29 protein-coding genes are annotated in these 25,689 nt (G+C 60.4%); 26 read left to right on the forward strand and 3 right to left on the reverse strand.

Going from position 1 to position 25,689, the window contains the following annotated elements:
- The first annotated feature begins 499 nt into the window (after positions 1-499).
- Genes rluC through sppA form a run of 3 tightly spaced genes read left to right on the forward strand, consistent with a single transcriptional unit; the run spans position 500 to position 3,105 of the window.
- On the forward strand, positions 500-1,453 hold the full coding sequence (rluC, locus tag P5704_022180; GenBank protein WOF78671.1) for a 23S rRNA pseudouridine(955/2504/2580) synthase RluC: 954 nt from the start codon (positions 500-502) through the stop codon (positions 1,451-1,453).
- A complete protein-coding gene (locus P5704_022185; protein ID WOF78672.1) occupies positions 1,446-2,132 on the forward strand; it encodes an HAD-IA family hydrolase in 687 nt (228 codons plus the stop codon). The genes rluC and P5704_022185 overlap by 8 nt, the downstream gene beginning before the upstream one ends.
- A complete protein-coding gene (gene sppA / locus P5704_022190) occupies positions 2,122-3,105 on the forward strand; it encodes a signal peptide peptidase SppA (GenBank protein WOF78673.1) in 984 nt (327 codons plus the stop codon). The genes P5704_022185 and sppA overlap by 11 nt, the downstream gene beginning before the upstream one ends.
- Before the next feature lie 14 nt (positions 3,106-3,119).
- Here sppA and P5704_022195 read toward each other — a convergent pair whose 3' ends face one another.
- Entirely contained in the window at positions 3,120-3,698 is a 579-nt protein-coding gene (locus tag P5704_022195) for a nucleoside triphosphate pyrophosphatase (GenBank protein ID WOF78674.1), read from the reverse strand.
- Positions 3,699-3,801: 103 nt separating this feature from the next.
- Here P5704_022195 and P5704_022200 point away from each other — a divergent pair, with 103 nt between their 5' ends.
- The 14 genes from P5704_022200 (at position 3,802) to P5704_022265 (ending at position 15,508) form a co-directional block, all read left to right on the forward strand.
- Positions 3,802-4,329 (forward strand): YceD family protein, encoded by a 528-nt coding sequence (locus P5704_022200; protein ID WOF78675.1) that lies wholly within the window; start codon positions 3,802-3,804, stop codon positions 4,327-4,329.
- 12 nt (positions 4,330-4,341) lie between these two features.
- Positions 4,342-4,524 carry a 50S ribosomal protein L32 gene (rpmF, locus tag P5704_022205; GenBank protein ID WOF78676.1) on the forward strand — a complete coding sequence of 61 codons (183 nt, stop codon included), beginning with the start codon at positions 4,342-4,344 and terminating at the stop codon, positions 4,522-4,524.
- Between the two features lie 3 nt (positions 4,525-4,527).
- Positions 4,528-5,598 carry a phosphate acyltransferase PlsX gene (gene plsX, locus P5704_022210; GenBank protein WOF78677.1) on the forward strand — a complete coding sequence of 357 codons (1,071 nt, stop codon included), beginning with the start codon at positions 4,528-4,530 and terminating at the stop codon, positions 5,596-5,598.
- Positions 5,599-5,660: 62 nt separating this feature from the next.
- Positions 5,661-6,599: an ACP S-malonyltransferase gene (gene fabD / locus P5704_022215; GenBank protein WOF78678.1), complete on the forward strand. Its 939-nt coding sequence runs from the start codon at positions 5,661-5,663 to the stop codon at positions 6,597-6,599.
- Positions 6,600-6,613: 14 nt separating this feature from the next.
- Positions 6,614-7,357 (forward strand): 3-oxoacyl-ACP reductase FabG, encoded by a 744-nt coding sequence (gene fabG / locus P5704_022220; protein WOF78679.1) that lies wholly within the window; start codon positions 6,614-6,616, stop codon positions 7,355-7,357.
- 194 nt (positions 7,358-7,551) lie between these two features.
- Complete coding sequence (gene acpP / locus P5704_022225; GenBank protein WOF78680.1) at positions 7,552-7,788, forward strand: acyl carrier protein; 237 nt, start codon at positions 7,552-7,554, stop codon at positions 7,786-7,788.
- Positions 7,789-7,962: 174 nt separating this feature from the next.
- Positions 7,963-9,207 carry a beta-ketoacyl-ACP synthase II gene (fabF, locus tag P5704_022230; protein WOF78681.1) on the forward strand — a complete coding sequence of 415 codons (1,245 nt, stop codon included), beginning with the start codon at positions 7,963-7,965 and terminating at the stop codon, positions 9,205-9,207.
- Between the two features lie 2 nt (positions 9,208-9,209).
- The gene (gene pabC / locus P5704_022235) at positions 9,210-10,025 is read left to right on the forward strand and encodes an aminodeoxychorismate lyase (protein ID WOF78682.1); all 816 of its coding nucleotides are present in this window, start codon (positions 9,210-9,212) and stop codon (positions 10,023-10,025) included.
- A complete protein-coding gene (gene mltG / locus P5704_022240) occupies positions 10,022-11,092 on the forward strand; it encodes an endolytic transglycosylase MltG (protein WOF78683.1) in 1,071 nt (356 codons plus the stop codon). The genes pabC and mltG overlap by 4 nt, the downstream gene beginning before the upstream one ends.
- On the forward strand, positions 11,089-11,721 hold the full coding sequence (gene tmk, locus P5704_022245) for a dTMP kinase (GenBank protein ID WOF78684.1): 633 nt from the start codon (positions 11,089-11,091) through the stop codon (positions 11,719-11,721). Before mltG ends, tmk begins: the two co-directional genes overlap by 4 nt.
- Positions 11,714-12,700, forward strand: a complete 987-nt coding sequence (locus tag P5704_022250; protein WOF78685.1) for a DNA polymerase III subunit delta' — start codon at positions 11,714-11,716, stop codon at positions 12,698-12,700. The genes tmk and P5704_022250 overlap by 8 nt, the downstream gene beginning before the upstream one ends.
- Positions 12,701-12,731: 31 nt before the next feature.
- Positions 12,732-13,088, forward strand: a complete 357-nt coding sequence (locus P5704_022255; protein WOF78686.1) for a PilZ domain-containing protein — start codon at positions 12,732-12,734, stop codon at positions 13,086-13,088.
- Between the two features lie 124 nt (positions 13,089-13,212).
- Positions 13,213-13,998: a TatD family hydrolase gene (locus P5704_022260; GenBank protein WOF81311.1), complete on the forward strand. Its 786-nt coding sequence runs from the start codon at positions 13,213-13,215 to the stop codon at positions 13,996-13,998.
- Between the two features lie 109 nt (positions 13,999-14,107).
- Positions 14,108-15,508, forward strand: coding sequence for an amino acid permease (locus P5704_022265; GenBank protein WOF78687.1), 1,401 nt, complete (start codon positions 14,108-14,110; stop codon positions 15,506-15,508).
- Positions 15,509-15,713: 205 nt separating this feature from the next.
- Here P5704_022265 and P5704_022270 read toward each other — a convergent pair whose 3' ends face one another.
- Positions 15,714-16,847, reverse strand: coding sequence for an aminotransferase class V-fold PLP-dependent enzyme (locus P5704_022270; GenBank protein ID WOF78688.1), 1,134 nt, complete (start codon positions 16,845-16,847; stop codon positions 15,714-15,716).
- Between the two features lie 74 nt (positions 16,848-16,921).
- Here P5704_022270 and P5704_022275 point away from each other — a divergent pair, with 74 nt between their 5' ends.
- From P5704_022275 to P5704_022290, 4 genes are all read left to right on the forward strand, one after another.
- On the forward strand, positions 16,922-17,542 hold the full coding sequence (locus P5704_022275) for a TetR/AcrR family transcriptional regulator (GenBank protein ID WOF78689.1): 621 nt from the start codon (positions 16,922-16,924) through the stop codon (positions 17,540-17,542).
- A 38-nt stretch (positions 17,543-17,580) separates the two neighbouring features.
- Positions 17,581-18,477, forward strand: coding sequence for a radical SAM protein (locus P5704_022280; GenBank protein WOF78690.1), 897 nt, complete (start codon positions 17,581-17,583; stop codon positions 18,475-18,477).
- Between the two features lie 115 nt (positions 18,478-18,592).
- Entirely contained in the window at positions 18,593-19,207 is a 615-nt protein-coding gene (locus P5704_022285; protein WOF78691.1) for a DUF4823 domain-containing protein, read from the forward strand.
- Between the two features lie 55 nt (positions 19,208-19,262).
- Positions 19,263-19,832 (forward strand): DUF1285 domain-containing protein, encoded by a 570-nt coding sequence (locus P5704_022290; protein ID WOF78692.1) that lies wholly within the window; start codon positions 19,263-19,265, stop codon positions 19,830-19,832.
- Positions 19,833-19,894: 62 nt separating this feature from the next.
- Here the strand turns inward: P5704_022290 and P5704_022295 are convergent, their stop codons facing one another.
- Complete coding sequence (locus P5704_022295) at positions 19,895-21,550, reverse strand: electron transfer flavoprotein-ubiquinone oxidoreductase (protein WOF78693.1); 1,656 nt, start codon at positions 21,548-21,550, stop codon at positions 19,895-19,897.
- A 330-nt stretch (positions 21,551-21,880) separates the two neighbouring features.
- Between P5704_022295 and P5704_022300 the strand changes: the two genes are divergently transcribed.
- The 5 genes from P5704_022300 (at position 21,881) to P5704_022320 (ending at position 25,670) form a co-directional block, all read left to right on the forward strand.
- Complete coding sequence (locus tag P5704_022300; protein WOF78694.1) at positions 21,881-22,630, forward strand: electron transfer flavoprotein subunit beta/FixA family protein; 750 nt, start codon at positions 21,881-21,883, stop codon at positions 22,628-22,630.
- Positions 22,631-23,560 (forward strand): FAD-binding protein, encoded by a 930-nt coding sequence (locus P5704_022305; protein WOF78695.1) that lies wholly within the window; start codon positions 22,631-22,633, stop codon positions 23,558-23,560.
- 126 nt (positions 23,561-23,686) lie between these two features.
- Positions 23,687-24,511, forward strand: a complete 825-nt coding sequence (locus P5704_022310; protein ID WOF78696.1) for a transporter substrate-binding domain-containing protein — start codon at positions 23,687-23,689, stop codon at positions 24,509-24,511.
- Between the two features lie 11 nt (positions 24,512-24,522).
- Entirely contained in the window at positions 24,523-24,876 is a 354-nt protein-coding gene (locus P5704_022315) for a DUF4398 domain-containing protein (protein ID WOF78697.1), read from the forward strand.
- Entirely contained in the window at positions 24,873-25,670 is a 798-nt protein-coding gene (locus tag P5704_022320; protein WOF78698.1) for an OmpA family protein, read from the forward strand. The genes P5704_022315 and P5704_022320 overlap by 4 nt, the downstream gene beginning before the upstream one ends.
- Positions 25,671-25,689 lie beyond the last annotated feature (19 nt).

Here is a 25,689-nt window from a genome sequence, read left to right on the forward strand (position 1 = left end):
GGTCGGTGTCAGGTGAGTCAGGAATGGTTGTAAGGCACTCCAGTGTCCAGCGATGTGCGGCCAAATGGGCCGGCGTCGCGACGACGTCTCCTGCTTGCTGTCGGAACAGAAGCAATGGTTCGGGAGGAGGAATCAGGCATCGGTAGCGGACGGAATGAAGCGTCTGTGAAAGCCTTTGCTACGCAATCCGATGCTGTGCATCTCCACCCAACACGCATACTTTGAAAATCGGGTGCCGCTCGCAGAATCCGGGGAGCGGGTTGTCGATTATCGCGATTCCCCAAAGGGGGCACGCATCATGTCTTCAAGGCTTGTTTCGCAACTTCTCCGCTACTTGAGGGAAGCTCCGTCGGACGGCCTCACGTCCTAGAACATTTTTTGCCGGTCTGGGTTGGCGGTATCGCTGGCATCCCTGGACCTGACCGCTTTTGGCGGCGTTCGCGACTATAACAGCAATGTTTAAGTGCTTCAATTCCATGAAAATTGATATGATGCCGCGATGACCAATACCCCCTCCCAGACCTCCGCAGTGCAAATACTCGAGGTCGCGCCGGAACTTGCCGGCCAGCGCATTGATAACTTTCTCCGTAACCAGCTCAAAGGCGTGCCCAAGACGCTGATCTACCGCATCTTGCGCAAGGGCGAGGTGCGTGTGAACAAGGGGCGCATCAAGCCTGAGTACAAGCTGCAAGCCGGCGATCTGGTGCGCGTGCCGCCGTTGCGCCTGGCCGAGCGCGACGAGCCTGAGCCGCTTGCTCAGGGACTACTGGAAAGGCTGGAAAAGGCCATTGTCCATGAGGACAAGGCGCTCATCGTGCTGAATAAGCCGGCCGGCATAGCGGTGCACGGTGGGAGCGGGCTCAGCTACGGGGTGATCGAGGCTTTGCGACAGCTACGCCCTGATGCCAAAGAGCTTGAGTTGGTGCATCGCCTGGATCGTGATACCTCCGGTCTGCTGATGGTCGCCAAGAAACGCAGCATGTTGCGCCACCTGCATCAGGCGCTGCGCGGTGACGGTGTAGACAAACGCTACATGGCTCTGGTGCGTGGTCGTTGGGAAACCTCGAAGAAGCAGGTCAATGCGCCGCTGCTGAAGAACACGCTGCGCTCTGGTGAGCGAATGGTCGAAGTGACTGAGGATGGCAAGGAGGCGCTGACTTTGTTTCGCGTGCTTCGTCGCTTTGGTGACTTCGCGACATTGGTGGAGGCCAAGCCGGTCACCGGTCGCACGCATCAGATTCGTGTGCATGCGCGCCATGCCGGACACAGCATCGCCGGCGACAGCAAGTACGGTGATGAGGAGTTCACTCGCGAGATTCGCGAGCTGGGCGGTAAGCGATTGTTCCTGCATGCATACGCGCTGAAGGTTCCGCTACCTGATGGCGGTGAATTATCCCTGGAGGCGCCCGTCGACGAAATGTGGGCGCGAACACTGGAGCGTCTCGGTGAGTGATTACCGGGTTCTGATATTCGACTGGGACGGTACCTTGGTCGACTCGATCGGCCGTATTGTCGAGTCGATACATGTTGCGGCGCAAAATTGTGGCTTGCCGCAGCTCGATGATGCCTTGGTCAAAGGCATCATCGGGTTGGCGTTGCCGGAAGCGATTGGTGTGTTGTATCCGGCTCAGGCAGATGTCGCGCTGATCGAAGATTTCCGTCACTGCTACAGCGAGCATTATCTGTCTCTGGAGGCTCAGCCTTCAGCTCTTTATCCGGGGGTCGCCAAGGCATTAGCCGAGTTTCGTGATGCCGGGTATATGCTTGCTGTCGCGACTGGAAAGGGGCGTCGTGGTCTTGATCGTGTTTTGGCTGGGCAGGGTTGGGAAGGCTTCTTCGATATCACTCGTTGTTCGGACGAAACGGCGAGCAAGCCCGATCCACTGATGATTCATCAGATTCTTGCTCACTGCGGTGCGCGCCCGGAGCAGGCGCTGATGGTCGGTGATTCGGTGTTTGACCTGCAGATGGCTCATCGCGCGGGTGTGGATGGCGTGGCTGTCGCTTATGGTGCGCAACCGCTGCACATCCTGCAGCAGTGCAAGCCGCGCACTGCAATCAATCATTTTTCGGAGCTTGGCGATTGGCTGCGCTCCTTGGCGGTTCCTGAGGTGAATGCAAATGTCGGATGAGTGGAACGCTCCGGTGGACGAATCCAAGGATGATCGTAATAGCTGGAAGCTACTGGAGAAGACGCTGCTTGCTGGGGTTCGGGAGCAGCGGCGCGCCAGGCGCTGGGGTATCTTCTTCAAGTTATTGACCTTCATTTACCTGTTCGGCGCGCTGGCATTGTTTTCCCCGGCGCTGCAGTTCGGTTCCAGCAAGGGCGCGGAGGGTAGTCACACTGCGGTGATCAATGTGCGCGGCATGATCGCGGATGAAGAGCCTGCCAGTGCCGATAACGTGGTCGGCGCCTTGCGGGCGGCCTTCGAGGACACCAATACCAAGGGTGTGGTGTTGCGAATCAACAGCCCAGGTGGCAGTCCGGTGCAGTCGGGCTATATCTATGACGAAATCCGGCGTTTGCGCGGTGAATATCCGGCTATCAAGATTTATGCGGTGATTACCGACCTGGGGGCTTCGGGTGCGTACTACATCGCTAGCGCCGCGGACGAAATTTATGCTGACAAGTCCAGCCTGGTGGGCTCGATCGGTGTAACCGCGGCTACCTTTGGTTTTGTCGAAACCATGGAAAAGCTCGGCGTCGAGCGGCGTGTCTATACGTCCGGTGAGCACAAGGCTTTCCTGGATCCGTTTCAGCCGGAAAAGCCTGAGGAAACTCAGTTCTGGCGAGGCGTGCTGGCTACCACTCATCAGCAGTTCATCGACAGCGTCAAGCGTGGTCGTGGCGACCGCCTTCAGGAAGCGCAGCATCCGGAGTTGTTCTCAGGTCTGATCTGGTCTGGAGAGCAGGCGTTGGAGCTCGGGCTAATCGATGGTTTGGGAAGTACGGCTCACGTGGCGCGTGAGGTGATTGGTGAGCCCGAGCTAGTGGACTTCACGGTCAAGGAGTCGCCGCTGGATCGTTTTACCAAGAAGCTTGGTGCTGGCGTCGCCGAACGCTTGGCTGTTCTGGTTGGGGTGCAGGGGCCGGTGTTGCGATAGCAGCCGGCTCGCGCTCACGGAACGTCGTAACCTTCGTTCAGTAGCATGTCCACTAGGCTGATGAGCGGAAGGCCTACCAGGCTAGTGACGTCCTCGCCTTCGGTGGCGCGGAAAAGGCTGATGCCTAATCCTTCGGCCTTGAAGCTGCCCGCGCAATCGTAGGGTTGTTCGATCTTTAGATAGCGCTCGATTCGCGCTTCATCTAGTTCACGGAAGTGTACGGTGAATGGTACGCAGTCCGTCTGAGCTCTGCCTGTCGCGCTGTCGAAGAGCGCCAGCCCGGTCAGAAATCGGACGCTGTTGCCGCTGGCCGATTGCAGTTGCTGTTTTGCCCGCTCGTGCGTGTGCGGTTTGCCGATAATTTTCGAGTCCAGTACTGCAACCTGGTCGGAGCCGATAATCAGGTGATTCGGATACTGCTCGGCAAGCGCTCTGGCCTTCTGCTCGGCGAGTCGGGTTACGAGTTGCTCGGCGCTTTCTCCGGGTAGACTTGTTTCATCGATGTCCGGGGCACAGCTTTCGAACGGCAGCCGTAGCCGGGAGAGCAATTCCTGTCGATAGGGTGAGCTGGATGCAAGCAGCAGGCGGCGCATGATTCCTCCTTTATATATAGGTGCGAGATTGTATGCGTTGCGTCGTGAAGCCGGGCGGAATTCCTTTGACAGGCCGCGGGCGCGTCCCTAGAATGCCGCGCTTATGTTGAAAGGACCGATACCACCGCACGTTGATCCGCGCAAGCTCGCCGACCGAGCGGCCACCCTAACCGGTGAGCTGCAATTGTCGCAGCTGAAGCGGCTCGCCGATCCTCTTGAGGATGATCAGGGTGTGGTGCGCGCCAGTTTTTCCTTCGGGCGCGACGAGCAGCGTACTGTGGTTATCCGTAGTCAGCTCGACGTTGAAGTCAAAATGATTTGCCAGCGTTGTCTGGAGCCGGTTGTTCTGCCGATTCACAGCGAGTGCGATTATGCGGTTGTGAATGAAGGGGCGAGCAGCCAGCACCTGCCCAAAGGGTATGACGTGCTGGAAGTGGGAGAGGATCCTCTGGATCTGCTGGCGCTGGTCGAAGACGAGCTATTGCTCGCTCTGCCGATTGTTCCACTCCATGACCCTGAAATTTGCCAGCCGCCGGTTGGGCCAGATGAGCCTGAACCGAGTGAGGACGAGGTAACGCGGTCCAACCCGTTCAGCGTACTGGCGCAGTTAAAGCGTGACCCAAACGTTTAGGAGTTGATCCAAATGGCTGTTCAGCAGAACAAAAAATCCCGTTCCGCCCGTGATATGCGTCGTTCCCATGACGCTCTCGAGCCGAACGCTCTGTCCGTGGAAAAGAGCACTGGTGAAGTCCACCTGCGTCACCACGTATCCCCGGACGGTTTCTACCGTGGTCGCAAGGTGATCGACAAGGGCGCTGACGAGTAATCCTTGTCCGCTCCGGTCATCGCGATCGATGCAATGGGTGGGGACTTCGGTCCCCACTGCATTGTTCCGGCCAGTCTGTCCTGTCTGGCTGAAAGCCCCTCGCTGCATCTGGTCCTCGTCGGCCAATCCTCCCTTCTCGAACAGCTTGTCGTCCAGCATTCTGGGGTCGATCGTTCGCGCCTGAAAATCGTCGATGCGCCTGAAGTCATCGGTATGGCTGAACGGCCGGCTCAGGCTTTGCGTGGCAAACCACGCTCTTCCATGCGCATAGCCCTCGAGCAGGTTCGCGACGGTAATGCCAATGCCTGTGTAAGCGCCGGTAATACCGGTGCGCTCATGGCATTGGCGCGCCAGGTTCTGAGAACGCTGCCAGGTATCGATCGACCGGCAATGGTGACAGCACTCCCTACGCAGGCTGACCCATGTCTGCTGCTGGATCTGGGTGCGAATGTCGACTGCCCGCCCGAGCAGCTTTTCCAGTTTGCTGTCATGGGAGCTGTGGCGGCCGAATCGCTGGGACGACAGCAGCCTAGGGTCGCGCTGCTGAATGTCGGTACCGAAGAGATCAAGGGCAATCAGCAGGTCAAGCAAGCTGCGCTGTTGTTGCAGCAGGCCTTTGATCTCAATTATCAGGGCTTCATCGAGGGCGATGGGCTCTATCGCGGTGAAGCCGACGTGGTGGTGTGCGATGGCTTTGTAGGCAACATATTGCTCAAATCCAGCGAGGGCTTGGCTGGGATGTTGCTCGCCAGAGTCGAGTCTCTTTTCAAGCGTTCGCTTGGCGCGCGCATCGTCGGTGCTTTCGTATTGCCGTTTTTGCGCCGTCTGCGGGCGGATCTCAATCCGGCCCGGTACAACGGCGCGAGTTTTCTCGGGTTGCAGGGAATTGTCGTCAAGAGTCATGGTGGTGCGGGTGCGGACGGCTTCAAGGCCGCTATCGTGCGTGCCGCACAGGATGTCGAGCATGACCTTCCCGAGCAGCTGAGGAGCAGGCTGGGGCATTTTCTGCGGTCATCTCATCCGCACGATGACGCGGATGATGTGACCGCGGGTAATAGCCAGCCATCCAACTGAAATTCGCAGCGCCTGTCCCTGGCGTATTCTTCAGACGAACAGAACCACAAGAGAGTCGTTTCATGTCCGCATCACTTGCTTTCGTCTTTCCCGGTCAGGGGTCTCAGTCCCTTGGCATGCTGGCCGAGCTGGGTGCCCAGCAAAGCGTGGTCGTCGATACTTTTGCCGAAGCGTCTTCGGCGCTCGGGTACGACCTCTGGGCGTTGACCCAGAGCGGTCCGGAAGAGCAGCTGAATCAGACCGACAAGACCCAGCCGGCGATTCTTGCCGCCTCCATCGCAATCTGGCGTTTGTGGCAGGCAGAAGGCGGCGCGCAGCCCGCATTTGTTGCAGGGCACAGCCTCGGTGAGTATTCCGCCCTGGTGGCGGCGGGTAGCCTGCCGTTCGCTGAAGCCGTCAAACTGGTTGAATTGCGTGGTCAATTGATGCAGCAGGCGGTGCCGGCCGGGAAGGGCGGCATGGCTGCCATTCTCGGGTTGGAAGATGCCGATGTATTGGCCGCCTGTGCCGAGGCCGCCCAGGGTGAAGTGGTCAGTGCGGTCAATTTCAACGCTCCGGGTCAGGTAGTGATTGCCGGCAGTGCGGCGGCGGTGGAGCGCGCGATCGAGGCGTGCAAGGCCAAAGGTGCCAAGCGTGCGATGGCCTTGCCGGTGAGTGTGCCCTCCCACTGCGATCTGATGCGTCCGGCTGCCGAGCGCTTCGCTTCTTCGGTAGAGTCGATCGAGTGGCAAGCGCCGCAGATTCCGTTGGTGCAGAACGTCAGCGCGGCAGTCGTTGCGGATCTGGACGTGCTCAAGCGTGATCTGCTGGCACAGCTCTATAGTCCGGTACGCTGGGTCGAGTCCATGGTCGTTCTGGGAGATCGCGGCGTCACCTCGCTGGTCGAGTGCGGGCCCGGCAAGGTTCTGTCGGGCCTCAACAAGCGCTGCGTCAAGGGCGTCAGCACCTACAATCTGGATACCCCCGAGGCCTTCGCGGCCGCTCGTGCCGCATTGGTTTGAACAAGGAGAATGCTATGAATCTGCAAGGTAAGGTGGCGTTGGTAACCGGCGCGAGCCGCGGTATTGGCCAGGCCATTGCCCTTGAGCTGGGCCGCCAGGGTGCGATCGTTATCGGTACTGCAACCACGCCATCCGGCGCCGAACGCATTGCCGAGACGCTGAAGGAAAACGGTATCGAAGGCGCCGGCCTGGTGCTCGATGTTGGCAATGATGAATCTGTCAGCAGCACTCTGGAGCACATTCAGCAGCACCTCGGGCAGCCGGCAATTCTGGTCAACAATGCCGGCATTACCCGCGATAACCTGATGCTGCGCATGAAGGATGACGAGTGGCACGATGTCATCAACACCAACCTGAACAGCCTGTATCGCCTTTCCAAGGCCGTGTTGCGCGGCATGACCAAGGCTCGCTGGGGTCGAATCATCAATATCGGTTCGGTGGTTGGTGCCATGGGCAACGCCGGACAGGTAAACTACGCGGCAGCCAAGGCCGGTCTGGAGGGTTTCAGTCGTGCATTGGCTCGTGAGGTCGGTTCTCGGGGTATCACGGTGAATTCCGTGGCACCTGGTTTCATCGATACCGACATGACTCGCGAGTTGCCGGAAGCCCAGCGTGATGCGCTCGTGGGACAGATTCCCCTGGGACGTCTCGGTCAGGCCGAAGAAATTGCAAAGGTGGTTGCGTTTCTCGCTTCGGACGGCGCTGCCTACGTCACTGGTGCTACCGTTCCGGTGAATGGCGGCATGTACATGAGCTGAGTGTGACGCCCGAGGCAGGAGGACAGTCTTAGAGGCTGTCTTTAAATTAGCTATAAAACCACAGCTGGTTTATAGACAGAAGGTTGAAGGCGGCGTCATGCTTGCCTGCTTCCAGCTTGAAATGCGGAAAACGCTTTCTATACACTACCGCGCAAACCAGCTGCCTGATTTTTCCATAGGAGTGAAAACAAGGTATGAGCACCATCGAAGAACGCGTCAAGAAAATCGTTGCCGAGCAACTTGGCGTTAAAGAAGAGGAAGTAACCAACAGCGCTTCCTTCGTCGAAGACCTGGGTGCCGACTCTCTTGACACCGTTGAGCTGGTGATGGCTCTGGAAGAGGAATTCGAGACCGAGATCCCGGACGAGCAAGCTGAGAAGATCACCACCGTTCAGGAAGCCATCGATTACATCAACGCGCACGCGCAGTAAGTTGTAATCTGCTTCAGAAACAGGAACAGCCGCACTGCCTTTGAACGAGGTAGTGCGGCTTTTCTTTGAGAGGGATTCATCCAGGTCGCGGGGGCTCCATTGCACCCAAACCGGGGATCGTTCCTGTCTTGGCGGGAGTCGAGCCAAGTACGTTTAGGTATAGGAGTAATCGCTGTGTCGCGTAGACGCGTCGTAGTCACCGGGATGGGCATGCTATCGCCACTGGGTAACGATGTGCCAAGCAGCTGGCAGGGAATTCTCGCCGGCCGCAGTGGTATCGGCCTGATCGAACACATGGATCTTTCTGCCTATTCCACTCGTTTTGGCGGGTCGATCAAAGGCTTCGATGTCGAGCAGTATCTGCCGGCAAAAGAGGCGCGCAAGCTCGATCTCTTCATCCAGTACGGCCTTGCCGCGAGCTTCCAGGCGGTGCGTGATTCCGGGCTGGAGGTCACTGATGCCAATCGGGAGCGCATCGGCGTCGCGATGGGCTCCGGTATCGGCGGCCTGACCAATATCGAAAACAGCTGCAAGGCACTGATCGAGCAAGGGCCGCGGCGTATTTCACCCTTCTTCGTGCCGGGCTCCATCATCAACATGGTGTCTGGTTTCCTGTCGATCCACCTGGGATTGCAGGGCCCCAACTATGCGATCGCTACCGCCTGTACCACGGGAACCCATTGCATAGGCATGGCCGCCCGTAACATTGCCTATGGCGAAGCGGATGTCATGGTCGCAGGTGGTTCCGAAATGGCTGCCAGTGGGCTTGGTATCGGTGGATTTGCGGCAGCGCGCGCATTGTCCACGCGCAACGATGATCCGGCCGCTGCGAGTAGGCCTTGGGACAAGGGGCGTGACGGTTTCGTCCTCTCCGATGGTGCCGGGGCACTGGTGCTCGAGGAGCTGGAGCATGCCAAGGCACGCGGCGCGCACATCTATGCCGAGCTGATTGGCTTCGGCATGAGCGCCGATGCGTTTCACATGACTTCGCCACCCGACGACGGCGCCGGTGCTGCGCGCTGCATCCGCAATGCGCTGAAGGACGCTCAGTTGAATGTCGAGCAGGTGCATTACATCAATGCACACGGTACCTCGACACCTGCTGGTGACAAGGCCGAGGCCGCTGCCATTCGCAGCGTGTTCGGCGATCACGCCTATGAGCTGTCGGTCAGTTCGACCAAATCCATGGTTGGCCACCTGCTGGGTGCGGCCGGTGCGGTGGAGGCGATCTTCAGCGTTCTGGCCATTCGTGATCAGGTGGCGCCGCCGACCATCAATCTGCACGAGCCGGATGAAGGCTGCGATCTCGACTTCGTTCCGCACGAGGCCAAACCCCGACCGATCGAAGTAGCGGTGTCCAACTCGTTCGGTTTCGGTGGAACCAACGGTTCGCTGGTATTCCGCCGGTTCGCCGAGTGATATTGAGCTGGCTGAACGGGGAGCCCTGTGAAGGGCTGCCCGTTCATGATCGAGGACTGGCCTACGGCGATGGGCTGTTCGAGACGATTCGTGTCGCTGGCGGCCACGCGCGCCTGATCGAGCGGCATCTGCAGCGCTTGCAGGATGGATGCGAGCGCCTCGCCATTCCTGTCGATGCCAATCTGCTGCACAAAGAACTGACGCGCTTCTGCCAGGCACTGGGGCAGGGCGTCGCCAAGCTCATCGTCACGCGTGGTACCGGGCAGCGCGGTTATGCGCTGCCGCAGCCCTGCCAGCCGTCGCGTCTGCTGTTAGGTTCATCCCCTCCCGCTTATCCACCACAGCACGCTGAGTCTGGCATCAGGATGTTTCCCTGTGAGACCCGGCTTGCCGAGCAACCGCGTCTTGCAGGTCTCAAGCATCTGAATCGTCTGGAGCAGGTGCTGGCACGTGCCGAGTGGCATGATCCGGCCTGCGCCGAAGGGCTTATGCGCGACATGTCCGGCCGTGTGGTCGAAGGTGTTTTCAGCAATCTGTTCATCGTGGAAGCCGGCAAACTGCGTACCGCGCCGCTGACTCGTTGCGGAGTCGCCGGGGTCATGCGTGCGGAGATCATTGCGCGCGCATCGCAGCATGGGCTTCCGGTCGTGGTCGACGACATCAGCTATGCCGAGTTCGTGCAGGCCGATGAAGTATTCCTCTGCAACAGCCTCTACGGTATCTGGCCCGTGACCGCTTTGGCTGAGTGCGTCTGGCCCGTCGGTCCGCTGACCCGTAAACTGCAGTCCGTTGTCGCCGACCTGTTGAGTGATTCGTGATCCGTAAAATTCTTGTTCTGCTGCTGACAATGTTGCTGTTGGCGGCGATTGCGCTCGGGCTGTTCACCTGGAAACAGCATGCTGCGCTCGAGCAGCCTCTGGCCGTTAACGACAGTGCTCTGCTGCTCGATGTGCGACCGGGCGATACACCCAGTGGCGTGCTTCAGCGGTTGGAGGCAGAAGGCGTACTGGAGGATGCTTTCTGGCTGCGGTTGTATTGGCGCTTGAACCTGTCCGGGCAGAGCCTGCACACCGGCGAATATCGCCTGACGCCTGCTATGACGGCGCGAGACATGATCGGGCTCTGGCAGCGTGGTGAAGTTGTGCAATACAGCCTGACCCTGGTCGAGGGCTGGAATTTTCGCCAGCTGCGTAGCGCCCTGCAGAATCAGCCCAAGCTGCAGCAGACTCTGCATGGCCTGACCGATGCCGAAGTCATGGCGCACATCGGTGCGCCGGGCCTGCATCCCGAAGGGCGCTTCTTCCCCGATACCTATCGCTTCACCCGCGGCATATCCGATGCGGACCTGTTACGCCGAGCCTACGCCCGGCTGGAGCAGGTTCTCGAGGAAGAGTGGCAGCAGCGCGCCGAAGACCTGCCGTACAAGGATGCCTATCAGGCGCTCATCATGGCCTCGATCATCGAGAAGGAAACCGGCGTGCCCGACGAGCGTGGCGAGATCGCCGGCGTCTTTGTGCGCAGACTGGCGCGGGGCATGCTGCTGCAGACCGACCCAACCGTTATCTACGGCATGGGTGAGAAGTACAGGGGCCGGATCACCCGCACCGATCTGCGTACGCCGACGCCCTACAATACCTACACCAATGCCGGCCTGCCGCCGACGCCGATCGCGATGGTAGGGCGTGAGGCGATCCACGCCGCGTTGCATCCGGCGGATGGCACCAGTCTCTACTTCGTCGCCCGTGGCGATGGCAGCCATGTTTTCAGCGATACGCTCGATCAGCACAACCGTGCGGTGCGCGAGTACCAGCTCAAGCGCCGTGCCGACTATCGCTCCAGCCCGCCGCCACGGCAGGTACCGGCGAACAATGGAAACGCACAATGAAAGGACTCTTCGTTACCCTCGAAGGCCCTGAAGGGGCCGGCAAGAGCACCAATCGTGAGTATCTCGCCGAACGCCTGCGCGCACGTGGCGTGGATGTCGTGCTGACCCGTGAGCCGGGCGGAACGCCGCTGGCCGAGCGTATCCGCGAGCTGCTGCTCACCCCGGCCGACGAGCCGATGGCGGTGGATACCGAGCTGCTGCTGGTCTTCGCCGCCCGTGCTCAGCATCTCGCGCAGGTCATACGTCCGGCGCTGGAGCGTGGGGCAGTGGTGCTCTGCGATCGTTTCACCGATGCCACCTATGCCTATCAGGGCGGTGGTCGAGGTCTTTCGATCGAGCGGATCGCTCAGTTGGAGGTCTTCGTGCAGGGCGAGCTGCGACCTGATCTGACCTTGATCTTCGATCTGTCGGTCGAGATCGGGCTGGCCCGCGCGGCGGCGCGCGGGCGTCTGGATCGCTTCGAACAGGAAGGCATCCGCTTTTTCGAATCGGTACGGCGTGCCTATCTGGACCGCGCCAAGGCTGCGCCGTCGCGCTATCGAATCATCGACGCAGCGCAGCCGTTGAATACTGTGCAGCAGGATATCCAGGCCTTGATTCCCGAACTGATGGGGCGCCTCGATGGCTGACGTTCTCCCCTGGCAGGCGGAGCTCTGGCGGCAGCTGGCCGGTCGCTCACAGCATGCTCACGCATACCTGCTGCATGGTCCCGGCGGCATCGGCAAGCGGCAGCTGGCCGAGCAATTGATGGCGCTGCTGCTTTGCCAGCGGCCCGTGAACGCCACGGCCTGTGGTGAATGCAAGGCTTGTCAGCTGTTGGCTGCACATACGCATCCGGACCATTACATACTCGAGCCGGAAGAGGTCGACAAGGCCATCCGGGTCGATCAGGTGCGTGATCTGGTCGGCTTCGTCACCCAGACTGCACAGCTGGGTGGACGCAAGGTGATCCTGCTGGAGCCCGCCGAGGCGATGAATCTCAATGCGGCCAACGCATTGCTCAAGAGCCTCGAGGAGCCCTCCGGCGATACGGTGCTGCTGCTCATCAGTCACCAGCCGAGCCGCCTGTTACCGACCATCAAGAGCCGCTGTGTGCAGCAGGCCTGCCCTTTGCCAGGGCGGCAACAGAGTCTCGACTGGCTGGCTGGACAGCTGCCCGAGCTGGCGCCAGAGCTGCGTGAGCAGCTCCTGACACTGGCGGTGGGGTCACCTCTGGCCGCCTTGAAATTGCATGAGCAGAAAGTGCTGGATCTGCGCGCCCAGGTCGTCGACGGGGTCAAGAAGCTGCTCAAGCAGCAACAATCGCCCAGTCAGCTGGCCGAGGGCTGGAATGCGCTGCCGCTGATTCTGCTGTTCGACTGGTTCTGCGAGTGGACACATCTGATCCTGCGTTATCAGATGGCCGGTGATGGTGCCGAGCTTGGTGCAGCCGATATGCAGAAGGTGTTGCAGTACCTTGCGCAGAAGTCGGCGCAACACAAAGTGATGGCGCTGCAGGACTGGTTGCTCGAACATCGGCAGAAAGTGCTAGGCAAAGCCAACCTCAACCGTGTGTTGCTTCTCGAAGCGCTGCTGGTGCAGTGGGCAACGCTGCCCGGCGCGGGCTAGAATCGACCGGAATTTTCGTTAGGAACACCGCATGAGCCTGCCAGCAAATCTTGGTCCGCGTAATGGCATCCTGTCCCTGACCATCAAGGACAAATCGGTGCTCTATGCCGCGTTCATGCCCTTTATCAAGCATGGCGGTCTGTTCATTCCGACCAACAAGAGCTACAAGCTTGGCGACGAAGTGTTCATGCTGCTCAACCTTATGGACGAGCCGGAAAAGATTCCGGTCGCCGGCAAGGTGGTCTGGATCACCCCCAAGGGTGCCCAGGGCAGTCGCGCCGCGGGAATTGGCGTGCAGTTCAACGAAGGCGACAGCACCGCGCGCAACAAGATCGAAACCTATCTGGCCGGTGCGCTCAAATCGGACCGTCCGACCCACACGATGTAACGCTCGGACCCACTGACCGTCATCCGAGCCCTCGCCAGACGGCAGCGCGTCCGTCGCCCTTTCCTGATAACCAGCCATTTGCTCTACAATCGCCCCTTTTTCGCGATAGCAAGTTGTGCATTCCATGCTGGTAGATTCCCACTGTCATCTTGACCGACTCGACCTGACCGCCCATGACGGTTCATTGGACGCCGCGTTGGACGCTGCGCGCTCGCGCGGTGTCGGGCATTTCCTCTGCATCGGCGTCAGCGCGGACAACGCAGCGGCGGTCAGATCGCTGGCCGAGCGCTATGCCGACGTGGACTGCTCGATCGGTGTTCATCCTCTGGATCTCGAGCCGACGAGCCAGCCGGTGCTGGACTGGTTGCTTGGCGAGCTCCAGCACCCGCATGTGGTTGCCATTGGTGAAACCGGTCTGGATTACCACTACGAGCCCGAAGCTGCGCAGATGCAGCAGCAGTCGTTCCGGCTGCATCTTGAAGCAGCCAGGCTGACCGGCAAACCGGTCATCGTGCACACCCGGGCTGCCCGCGCCGATACGCTAGATCTGCTACGTGAAGCGGCGCTGCCGCAGGCGGGTGTATTGCATTGCTTTACCGAGGACTGGGACATGGCCAAGGCTGCGCTTGATCTCGGTTTCTATATCTCGCTGTCGGGGATCGTCACGTTCCGCAATGCCGATGCGCTGCGCGATGTGGCTCGCAGAGTGCCGGCTGATCGCTTGCTGGTCGAAACCGATTCGCCGTATCTGGCGCCGGTTCCCCACCGTGGCAAAGCCAACCTGCCGCAGTATGTGCGGGAGGTCGCCGAGTTTGTTGCGGAGTTGCGTGGCGTTCCGTTCGAGGCGCTGGCTGAGCAAACCACTGCCAATTTCAAGACACTGTTCCCGCTGGCCAGGGTGCGCAGCTGACGTCGCCGTCGCGCAGGATTGATGCTTTTTCGGCACGCCTGGCGCGCTGCCTTCCTTCTCGCCGACACGAGCGGCGCTTTTCTTGCCATGAAGATCCACAAGGTGGCGTATGACCGCTGAAACGCTGCACACCGGACCGCTTCAGCGCGGTCTGAAGAATCGCCATATCCAGCTGATAGCCCTGGGCGGAGCGATTGGGACGGGGTTGTTCCTGGGCTCGGCGGGAGTGCTGAGAAGTGCCGGCCCGTCGATGATCCTCGGTTATGCGATCGGTGGCTTCATCGCTTTTCTGATCATGCGCCAACTGGGGGAAATGATCGTCGAGGAGCCGGTCGCAGGTTCGTTCAGCCATTTCGCACACAAGTATGGCGGCGGTTACGCGGGGTTTCTCTCCGGCTGGAACTACTGGGTGCTGTACGTCCTGGTGGGCATGGCGGAACTGACGGCGGTCGGCAAGTACGTGCAGTTCTGGTGGCCCGATATTCCTACGTGGGCCACAGCTGCTGCGTTCTTCGTGGCAATCAATCTGATCAATCTCAGCAACGTCAAAGCCTTCGGTGAAGCCGAGTTCTGGTTTGCCATCGTCAAGGTCGCCGCCATCGTCGGCATGATCCTGCTCGGACTTTTCCTGCTGGTCAGTGGCCAGGGTGGCGAGCAGGCAAGTATCAGCAACCTGTGGTCGCACGGCGGGTTCTTCCCCAACGGCTTCAGCGGCATGCTGCTGGCGTTGGCGATCATCATGTTCTCCTTCGGCGGGCTGGAACTGGTCGGCATCACGGCGGCAGAGGCGGCAGAGCCGAAAACCGTGATTCCCAGGGCGATCAATCAGGTCGTCTATCGCATTCTGATCTTCTACATCGGCGCGTTGACGGTGCTGCTGGCGCTGTATCCCTGGGACGCGCTGTTGCAGACGCTGGGTTCCGCGGGCGATCCCTACAGCGGCAGCCCCTTCGTGCAGATCTTTTCGCTGATCGGCAGCGATACAGCGGCGCATCTGCTGAACTTCGTCGTGCTGACGGCTGCCCTGTCCGTCTACAACAGCGGTGTGTACTGCAACAGCCGCATGCTGTACGGCCTGGCAGAGCAGGGCGACGCGCCGCGTAGCCTGATGAAGATCAATGCCCGTGGTGTTCCGGTGCTCGCCGTGGGCGTATCGGCCCTGGTAACTCTGCTCTGCGTGGCGGTGAACTACCTGTTTCCCCAGGGGGCGCTTGAACTGCTGATGTCCCTTGCGGTGGCTGCGCTGGTGATCAACTGGGCGATGATCAGTCTTGCGCATTTGAAGTTTCGTCGTGCCATGCAGCACCGAGGCGTTGAGCCGAGCTTCAAGGCGTTCTGGTTCCCGCTGAGCAATTACCTGTGCCTGGCCTTCGTCAGCGCAATCCTGATCATCATGCTGTGGCTGCCCGGCATCCGCATGTCGGTATTCGCCATTCCAGTCTGGGTCGGGTTTCTCTGGCTGTGCTACCGGCTGCGGACTCGTTTGCTGGCGCAGCCGCGACAGGTGTGAGAACAAAAAAAAACCCGGTTTCCAGGGAAGCCGGGCCAAGACCATTAGGAGTATGAAATCGCAATCCTAGCGACCTCATCTGGCTGGGCAGTGGGGGGATTGCCCTGCCAGTTACTCAAGTATTAACGCTGCTCCGTGGGTTTGCCGGCGGATTTCCCTGATTTTTAAACGCATTTGGAATACAAGTCTCGCTGGCTGATCGCCTTCAGTGCGCAGCCAGGTCACGCAAAAGGCCTAGCGTTTCGTCTATGACGTGTTCCGGTGTGTAGAAATGCGGCGAGAAGCGAATGCCGCCGCCGCGCTGAGCACACACCACCTGTTCCGTCTTGAGCCGTTCGAACAGGGCGGCATTGGTCCAGCCGTCGAGGCGGAACGTGACGATGCCGGAGCGTCTCTCCGCTTGGCCCGGCGAGAGGGCTTCTATTCCTTTCAGGCTGCTGAGCCCCTGGCTCAGCCATTCGATTCGTTCGTCCAGCGATCTGGCGACTTGCTCCATCCCCACCTCCTCCAGCAGCGACAGGCTGGCTTCGAGAGCCATTGCCCCCAGCATGTTCGGGCTGCCGCATTCGAAACGCCTGGCACTGCGTGCGGGCTCCCAGTCGCTACGGTCGTAGTCGCCGGCGTGCTCCAGCATGTGCCAGCCGTACTCGTGCAGCTTCAGTTGCTCGCGTAGGTCTCTGCGACAATAGAAAACGCCGAGCCCTTCCGGGCCAAGCATCCACTTGTGCCCATCCGCCATGGCGAAGGCGCAGCGGTTCTGCTGGACATCGAAGGGCAGGGCGCCCAATTGCTGGATCGCATCGATGCATAGAAGCACGCCGCGTTGCTCGCAGCCTGCACCCAGGCGCGGAAGGTCCAACCGCATGCCGCTCGCATATTGCACGGCGCTGATCGACATCAGGCGTACCCGAGGACCACACGCGGCAAGGAGGTCAGCCTCGGGATCGGCGCCCTTGAGACTGACCTGAATAACTTCCACGCCGAGCGGTCGCAATGCCTCCCAGACCACCCGGTTGGACGGAAACTCCTCGTCGCTGATCACGATTTGATCGCCGCTTTTCCAGTCCAGCCCAAACGCGACGAATGACAGTGCTTCGGAGGTGTTCTTGACCAGCGCCACATCGGCACTGCTCGGTGCGTTGAGCAGCCGCGTCAGGCGTTGGCGCAGGCGACGCTCCACCGTGAGCCATTCGGGGTAGTCGCGCGCGCCCAGGGTCGCATTCTGCTCGGCAAAGGCGCTCACGGCCCGAGCGGCCCGCCTCGGCCAGGGAGCGACGGCAGCATGGTTCAGATATCGCAAACCGACTATTTGCGGAAATTCGTCATTTATTTGAATCATGGTTGGATGTCCCGTGCATTTCATGACCGGTTAGGCATAATGGCTGCCTCGTTTTTACCTCAAGCAGCCTTCCTATGCAGAATGAACCTCGTAAGGTCCGCGAATTTCGTCGCCGCGAACAGGAAATCCTCGACACCGCGTTGCAGCTTTTTCTCGACCAGGGAGAGGACAGCGTTACCGTCGAGATGATTGCCGATGCGGTCGGTATCGGCAAAGGCACGATCTACAAGCACTTCAAGTCCAAGGCCGAAATCTACCTGCGACTGATGCTCGACTACGAGCGCGACCTGAACCAGATCCTCCACTCTCCCGATCTGGACCGCGACAAGGAAGCGCTTTCGCGCGCCTACTTCGAATTCCGCATGCGCGATCCGCAGCGCTATCGGCTGTTCGACCGCCTCGAGGAGAAAGTGGTCAAGGGCAATCAGGTGCCGGAGATGGTCGAACAGCTGCACAGCATCCGCGCCTCCAACTTCGAGCATCTGACCCAGTTGATCAAAGGCCGTATCGCCGAAGGCAAGCTGGAAGACGTGCCGCCGTACTTCCATTATTGCGCCGCCTGGGCGCTGGTGCATGGAGCGGTGGCGCTGTACCACTCGCCGTTCTGGAGCAACGTGCTGGAAGATCAGGACGGCTTCTTCCAGTTCCTGATGGATATCGGCGTGCGCATGGGCAACAAGCGCAAGCGTGACTGAATCGGCGGCAGCGTGAAGATCGAACAGGCGTGGACGCAATGAACGCGAGCGAGTTTCCCATCCGCTACATCGAGCCGGTATTTCGGCCGCCCAGCGAGGCGCATTCGCTGATTCTGCCGGTGACCAATGGTTGCTCCTGGAACAGCTGTACCTTCTGTGACATGTACACCGCGCCGCAAAAGAAGTTTCGTGCGCGCGACGAGGCGGAGGTGCTCGAAGAGATCCGTCGTTGCGGCGAGCAGTTGATCGTGCAACGTGTATTTCTCGCCGATGGTGACGCCTTGGTGTTGCCGACCCACCGGCTGTTGAGAATCCTCGAGCAGATTCGCCAGTGCCTGCCCGAAGTGCAGCGTGTCTCGAGCTACTGTCTGCCACGCAACTTGCGCAAGAAGTCCGTTGCCGAGCTACAGGAGCTGGCGGATGCGGGACTCGGCATGGCCTATGTCGGTGCCGAGTCTGGCGACGATGAGGTGCTGGCGCTGGTCAACAAGGGTGAAACCTACGAATCGACACTCAGTGCGCTGGATAAGCTGGGAGCGGCGGGCATCGCACGCTCGGTGATGATTCTCAACGGACTGGGCGGTCGTCGACTGAGTCGCCAGCACGCACGCAATTCCGCGCGGCTGATGAATGCAGCACAGCCCGAGTTCCTGTCCACGCTGGTGGTCAGTTTTCCGCAGGGTGAAGCGCGTTTTCGGCAAACCTTCGAGGATTTCGAGCCGCTGGTGCCGGCCGATCTGTTTCGCGAACTGGAGTGGCTGCTGGAGGATCTGGAGCTGACCGATACAGTTTTTCGCAGCGATCACGCGTCCAATTATCTGGTGCTCAAGAGTGTGTTGGGTGCCGATAAGCCGGGCCTGCTGCGTCGGGTCCGTGAGGCCATCGAAGACCCGCGCAACGCTCCGTTGCGTCAGGAGTGGCAGCGAGGGTTGTAGCCGCCTCGTTCGAGCGGAGAGAACTGGATCGCCTCGGTGCCGGAAGTGGCGTGGATGCTGCATTGGCTGTGGAATCGTCGGTTTTTCGTCACCGGCCCTACGAGGTGAGAGTTCCATGCGATTTCTGTTACTGGCAGTGTCAGGCTTGCTGGCATCGCTCATGCTTTCCGGCTGCATGAAGGTCAGCGACATGGCCGAGGGTACCCGTTATCACCTTCGCGATGCCGGTATTCTGGATCACAGCGAAACCCGTCGTGCCAACTCCTGGCGCCTGCAGCCTGACTCGTTCATCTATATCGCGCAGGGACATTTCGTGCCGCCCGGCGACGCATACCCGCGACCGAACGTCGTGGCCGAAGAGGCCTTCAGTGGGTTTGTCGAGTACTTCCCCATGGTTCGTCGCGCCCGTGGCCCGCTCGGGCTGGAAGAGGCCATGAGTGAGGCGTCGTCGATGGGCGCCCATTATCTGCTGTATCTGCGGTTTGCCGCGGCTGATGACCGCATCGGCAGTTTTGACGAGCTGAACGACCAGCGCGCGCTGGATCGGCTTGGTGTCGATTCCGGTGTGGTGCAGCTGATGCTGGTGGAAACCGGAACGCGCTATCTGGTCGATACGGCTCGCATTCGTAATCGTGGTGGCGTGCTCGGCATCTACGACGCCAAGCCGGAGCAACTCTTGCGTCCGCCGCTGCAGGACTATGCTCGTCGGTTGTTGGGCCTGTCACGTTGAGCGATGTGGCAGTATCGGGAGCAGGCGATTACCTCATTCAACCGCGGAGGACCGAATGACCGATACAGGCAAGGCTGGAGATCTGCTGGCGCAGCTTTCCGCTGGTGGGAAGAAGAAAGGGTTGCCGCCGGTGCATCTGTGGAACCCTCCGTTCTGTGGCGACCTGGACATGCGTATCGCGCGCGACGGGACCTGGCACTATCAGGGTTCGCCGATTGGGCGGCCGGCAATGGTGCGTTTGTTTTCCACGGTGATTCGTCGCGACGGTGAGGACTATTTCCTGGTGACGCCGGTAGAGAAGGTCGGTATCCAGGTCGAAGACGCGCCTTTCGTTGCGGTTCGGCTGGAAGTCAGTGGCGAGGGTGAAAGGCAGAGCTTGCGCTTTATCACCAATGTCGATGATGAGGTCGAGGCGGGTGAAGAGCACCCGCTGCGCGTTGTCACCGACCCGCAAACGCAGGAGCCGGCGCCATATGTGCACGTGCGTGCCAATCTCGAGGCGCTGATTCATCGCAATGTGTTTTATGAGCTCGTGGAGCTGGCGGTGCCCGGCAAGCTAGATGGCAGGGACTGGCTCGGTGTGTGGAGTGGCGGGACGTTCTTCCCGATTGGCGCCGCTGAGTAGTGCGCTGGCGATTTCGTTACCCATGATCGAAAAAGGCTCCCGAGGGAGCCTTTTTGCTGGTCTTACATGTTGGGGTAGTTCGGCCCGCCGGTACCTTCCGGCGCCACCCAGGTGATGTTCTGCGCCGGGTCCTTGATGTCGCAGGTCTTGCAGTGCACGCAGTTCTGCGCGTTGATCTGAAAGCGCTTGCTGCCATCGTCGTTGCTCACGACCTCGTAAACGCCGGCCGGGCAGTAACGCTGCGCCGGCTCGTCGTACATCGGCAGGTTCTTCTCGATCGGGATGCTCGGGTCGGCCAGCTTCAGGTGAACCGGCTGCTCTTCTTCGTGGTTGGTGTTGGAGAGGAATACCGAGGAGAGCTTGTCGAAGCTCAGTTTGCCGTCCGGCTTGGGATAGTCGATCTTCTTCGACTCGGCAGCCGTCTTGAGGCAGGCGTAGTCCGGCTTGGTGTCGTGCAGCGTGAAGGGGATCTTGCCGCCGAAGATGTTCTGATCGATGAAGTTGAACGCGCCACCCTTGATCGCGCCCCACTTGTGAATGGCCGCGCCGAAGTTGCGGCTCTTGTACAGCTCCTCGTACAGCCAGCTGGACTTGAAACCCTCTTCGTAGGCGGTCAGTTCGTCGCCACCTTCGCGCCCGGCCAGCAGCGCGTCGGCAGCGGCTTCGGCAGCCAACATGCCGGACTTCATCGCCGTGTGGCTGCCCTTGATCTTGGCGAAGTTCAGGGTGCCGGCGTCGCAACCGATCAGCGCACCGCCGTTGAACACCATCTTCGGTAGACAGTTGATGCCGCCCTTGGCGATGGCGCGGGCGCCATAGGAAACGCGCTTACCGCCTTCCAGGTACTGCTTGATCACCGGATGGTGCTTGTAACGCTGGAATTCATCGAACGGCGACAGGTACGGGTTGCTGTACGACAGGTCGACGATCAGGCCCACGACCACCTGGTTGTTTTCCAGGTGATAGAGGAAGGAGCCGCCAGTGTTTTCGTCGTTCAGCGGCCAGCCCGCGGTGTGTACGACCAGACCCTGCTCGTGCTTGGCGGGGTCGATGTCCCAGAGTTCCTTGATGCCGATGGCGTAGTGCTGCGGATCGACGTTGGCATTGAGCTGGAAGCGGTTGATCAGCTGCTTGCCGATGTGGCCGCGGCAACCTTCGGCGAACAGCGTGTACTTGGCGCGCAGCTCCATGCCGGGCGTATACATGCCTTCCTTTGGATTGCCTTCGCGGTCGACGCCGAGATCGCCGGTAACGATACCGCGCACAATGCCGTTCTCGTCGATCAGCGCTTCCTGAGCGGCGAAGCCCGGGTAGATCTCGACACCCAGGTTCTCGGCCTGCTGGGCCAGCCAGCGGCACAGGTTGCCGAGGGAAATGATGTAGTTGCCTTCGTTGTGCATGGTCTTGGGGACCAGTGCGTTGGGCAATTTGCTGGCGGCTTCGGCGGTCTTGAGCAGGTAGATATCGTCACGCTTGACCGGTGTGTTGAGCGGGGCGCCGAGCTCTTTCCAATCGGGGAACAGCTCATTCAGTGCGCGCGGCTCGAAGACTGCGCCGGATAGAATATGGGCGCCTACTTCGGAGCCTTTCTCAACGACGCATACACTGATTTCCTGACCAGCGTCGGCGGCTTTCTGCTTCAGGCGGCAGGCTGCGGATAGGCCTGCAGGGCCGGCGCCGACGATGACAACGTCGAATTCCATGTATTCGCGTTCCATTGGGCTTTCTCCTACTCAGGGCTTGGTTGTTATATAAGTTGTGGAGGGCTGTGATCGGTCCCTGACCGAGCCGGGCCGGCGCATTATATATAGACGCTCGAATCGGTCCAATACAAACGTTTGTTTGAATTTTCTGGAAGCCTGTTAGAATCGCCTGAACCGCGCCGTTATGACGGGTCATATGCGTTGTTGACCCCATCCGCGGCCTGCGGTCAAGATACGGACGGTTTGCACTCGCCGAACAGGGCAGCGGCTAACAAAACCCAAGCCACGAGCAAGGCTCGGTTCGCCTCGGCGGAATTCTATTCACCGGAGAGTAACGAGGAATCCATGAAGGTTCTTGTAGCTGTCAAACGAGTGGTCGATTACAACGTCAAGGTTCGCGTAAAGGCGGACAATTCCGGCGTTGACCTCGCCAACGTCAAGATGTCGATGAACCCCTTCTGCGAAATTGCCGTGGAAGAAGCCGTACGCCTGAAAGAGAAGGGCGTGGCGAGCGAAATCGTTGTCGTCTCCATCGGTCCGACTGCTGCTCAGGAGCAGCTTCGCACTGCGCTGGCGCTGGGCGCCGATCGCGCCGTGCTGGTCGAGTCCAACGACGAACTGAACTCCCTGGCGGTCGCCAAGCTGCTCAAAGCCGTGGTCGACAAGGAGCAGCCGCAGCTGGTCATCCTCGGCAAGCAGGCGATCGACAGCGACAACAACCAGACCGGGCAGATGCTCGGCGCGTTGACCGGCTACGCTCAGGGCACCTTCGCCTCCAAGGTCGAAGTGGCTGGTGACAAGGTCAACGTAACCCGCGAAATCGACGGCGGCCTGCAGACCGTCGCGTTGAACCTGCCGGCGATCGTCACCACCGACCTGCGTCTGAACGAGCCGCGCTATGCGTCGCTGCCGAACATCATGAAGGCCAAGAAGAAGCCGCTGGAAACGCTGACTCCGGATGCGCTGGGCGTCACCACCACGTCGACCGTCAAGACCCTCAAAGTCGAAGCGCCGGCAGCCCGCAGCGCCGGTATCAAGGTCAAGTCCGTGGCTGAACTGGTCGAGAAACTGAAGAATGAGGCGAAGGTAATCTAAATGACTATCCTGGTTATCGCTGAACACAATAATGCCGTCCTCGCGGCCGCTACTCTGAACACCGTTGCTGCAGCAAGAGCCATCGGTGGCGACATCCACGTACTGGTAGCCGGCAGCGGCTGCGGTGCCATCGGCGAAGCAGCCGCGCAGATCGAAGGCGTGGCCAAGGTACTGGTCGCCGATGACGCGGCCTACGCCAATCAGTTGCCGGAAAACGTCGCGCCGCTGATCGCCGACCTGGCGAAGAGCTACAGCCACGTGCTGGCGGCAGCGACCACCAACGGCAAGAACTTCCTGCCGCGTGTGGCCGCTCAACTGGACGTCGATCAGATCTCCGAGATCATCGCCGTCGAGAGCGCCGATACCTTCAAGCGCCCGATCTATGCCGGTAACGCCATCGCTACCGTGCAGTCCAGCGCTGCCATCAAGGTCATCACCGTTCGTGCGACCGGCTTCGATGCCGTGAATGCCACCGGCGGTTCTGCTGCGGTCGAGCAGATCTCCGGGGCTGGCGATGCCGGCAAATCCGCTTTCGTTGGCGAAGAGCTGGCCAAGTCGGATCGTCCCGAGCTGACCGCTGCCAAGATCGTCGTTTCCGGCGGTCGCGGCATGCAGAACGGCGAGAACTTCAAGCACCTGTACTCGCTGGCCGACAAGCTCGGCGCGGCAGTTGGTGCCTCCCGTGCCGCGGTCGACGCCGGCTTCGTGCCGAACGACATGCAGGTCGGTCAGACCGGCAAGATCGTTGCGCCGCAGCTGTACATCGCGGTCGGTATCTCCGGTGCCATCCAGCACCTGGCAGGTATGAAGGACTCCAAGGTGATCGTCGCGATCAACAAGGACGAGGAAGCCCCGATCTTCCAGGTTGCCGACTACGGCCTGGTGGGCGACCTGTTCGAGATCGTGCCGGAGCTGGAAAAGCTCGTCTGAAGCTGATCGCTGTTGAAGAAACCCGCTCATGTAGCGGGTTTTTTCATGGGCGATCGACGGGTTTGCCGGTGTACCATCGGCGAACTTCGCTCAGCATCGGTTCACTCGTGCAATAAGGGGATCTTCATGCGTTTCGCTTTTCCGTTGAAATTGGCCATAGTCGCGCTGGTGTTGGCAACGCCACTCACGGCAGCGGCAGCGGGGAAGTGCGACCGTCTGGTGGCGACTGGCGCAGCGGACAACCCCCCCTTTCTCTGGCGCGATCCGCAGAACCCCAAGCGTCTGATCGGGGCCAATGCGGACTTGCTCGGACAGATCGCCGATTCGCTCGGTCTGAAACTGGACCTGCTTTACACCGGTGACCGAACCAAAGCGCTCGAAGAGGTGCGCAGTGGTCGGGTCGATGTACTGGCCGATGCAACACTGACGGTACAGCGGCTCGAAGAACTGGATTTCGTCCACCCGGCCATCCTGCAACTGCAGACCGTCGCCTGGGTACGCAATGAGCCCGGCTTCTTCTATGCCAGCCGTGAAGATCTGGAAGGCCACGCCGGCTTGATCGCTGGCACCAGCCGTTTCGGCAGCGAGTTCGATGCCTTCGCGAAGCGTCATCTGAAATTGCTGTCGGTCGCCGACCTCGCTCAGGGACTGAAACAGGTCGTGGCGGGCAATGGCGACTACTTGTTGCATGAGCGATACGGTGCAGTCGCCACGGCCGACGCACTGGGGCTGCTGGACAAGGTGCAGCGACTCGAGCCGCCCGTGGTAGGCCGGGATATGCACCTGGCCATTTCGCACGACTCGGCCTGCAATGATCCCTGGCTGCGCGGACAACTGGCGCGGAAGATGACAGAATTGCGCGCCGCCGGCGTGCCTGAGCAACTGGTGGCGCACAACCTGACCGTCTGGAAGAACCAGCAGTCAGAGCGGGCAAAGGCTTCGAAAAAGTAGGACTCGCCGTGTTGAAACGACTTCTCGCCAGCCCATTTCTGGTCCTGGTTTTCCTGACTGGCTGCGCCAGTGACCCCGTCCCGACAGAACAATTGCGTTTGACCGCACAGGCCGTGGCCCAGGCGCGCTCCGTAGGCGCAACCGATGCGTATGAGGAACTGGTGCTGGCCGAAAGCAAGTTGAGTAAGGCCCAGGCGGCACTCGAGGCAGGCGATAATCGTGAAGCCCGACTGTTGGCTGAGCAGGCGGAACTGGATGCGCGTCTGGCGGAGAGCAGGGTTCTGAAGGACAAGCGTGTGGCGCAGATAGACGATCTGAATCGTCGGATTCTGCGACTGCGGCAGTTGCTGGGGGAGGTCAGGTGAGAAGTGGGCTTGCAATAACCCTGGCTGGGCTGGTGCTGGTTGGTTGCTCGACCTCGCAGACCGAGCTTGAACTGTCCCGCGCATCTGCAGCGCTGCAGCGTATTCAGGCGGACCATATGGCCCAGCGCAGTGCGCCGAAGGATATTCAGCGTGCGCTCGAGACAGAGCAACGCGCCCAGCGTTTCAACGACTATTGGGGTGGCGCCGCCGATGCTCGACATTACGCCTATCTGAGTCAGCGCTACAGTGAAATTGCCGCGCAGCAGGGCGAGCTGCTGCAACATCAGGAGCAGGTCGCGCGCCTGGAGATGGAACGCGACCGGCTGCGGCGCATGCTGCAGGACGCCAGGCTGATGACCGCCGAGCAACAGGGGAACTGGCTGGAAGACCAGATGATGAGCCTGGCTGCGAGCGAAACCGATCGAGGCATGGTCATGACGCTCGGCGACGTGCTGTTTCGTGCCGGCAGTGCTGACCTTAGCCACACCGCCAATCGCACCCTGCTCAAGCTGGTGCACTTTCTCCAGCTCAATCCGCAGCGCAAGATTCGCATCGAGGGCTACAGTGACAGCCGCGGCGATGTCCAGGAGAACCTTGCACTGTCGCAGGCGCGGGCGCAAACGGTGGCGGATCTGTTGATCAATCTTGGCGTCGCTGCCGAACGGGTAGAGGTGCGCGGCTATGGTGAGCGCTTTCCGCTGGCCGAGAACGCCTCGGCCCGCGGTCGCGCGCAGAACCGTCGCGTCGAGATCCTGTTCTCCGATGCGCAAGGCAATCTCGGTCCCGACCGTTAGTCGCGCGGACGTTTGAACA

It is taken from the genome of Pseudomonas sp. FeN3W, from assembly GCA_030263805.2.
Classification (GTDB): domain Bacteria; phylum Pseudomonadota; class Gammaproteobacteria; order Pseudomonadales; family Pseudomonadaceae; genus Stutzerimonas; species Stutzerimonas stutzeri_G.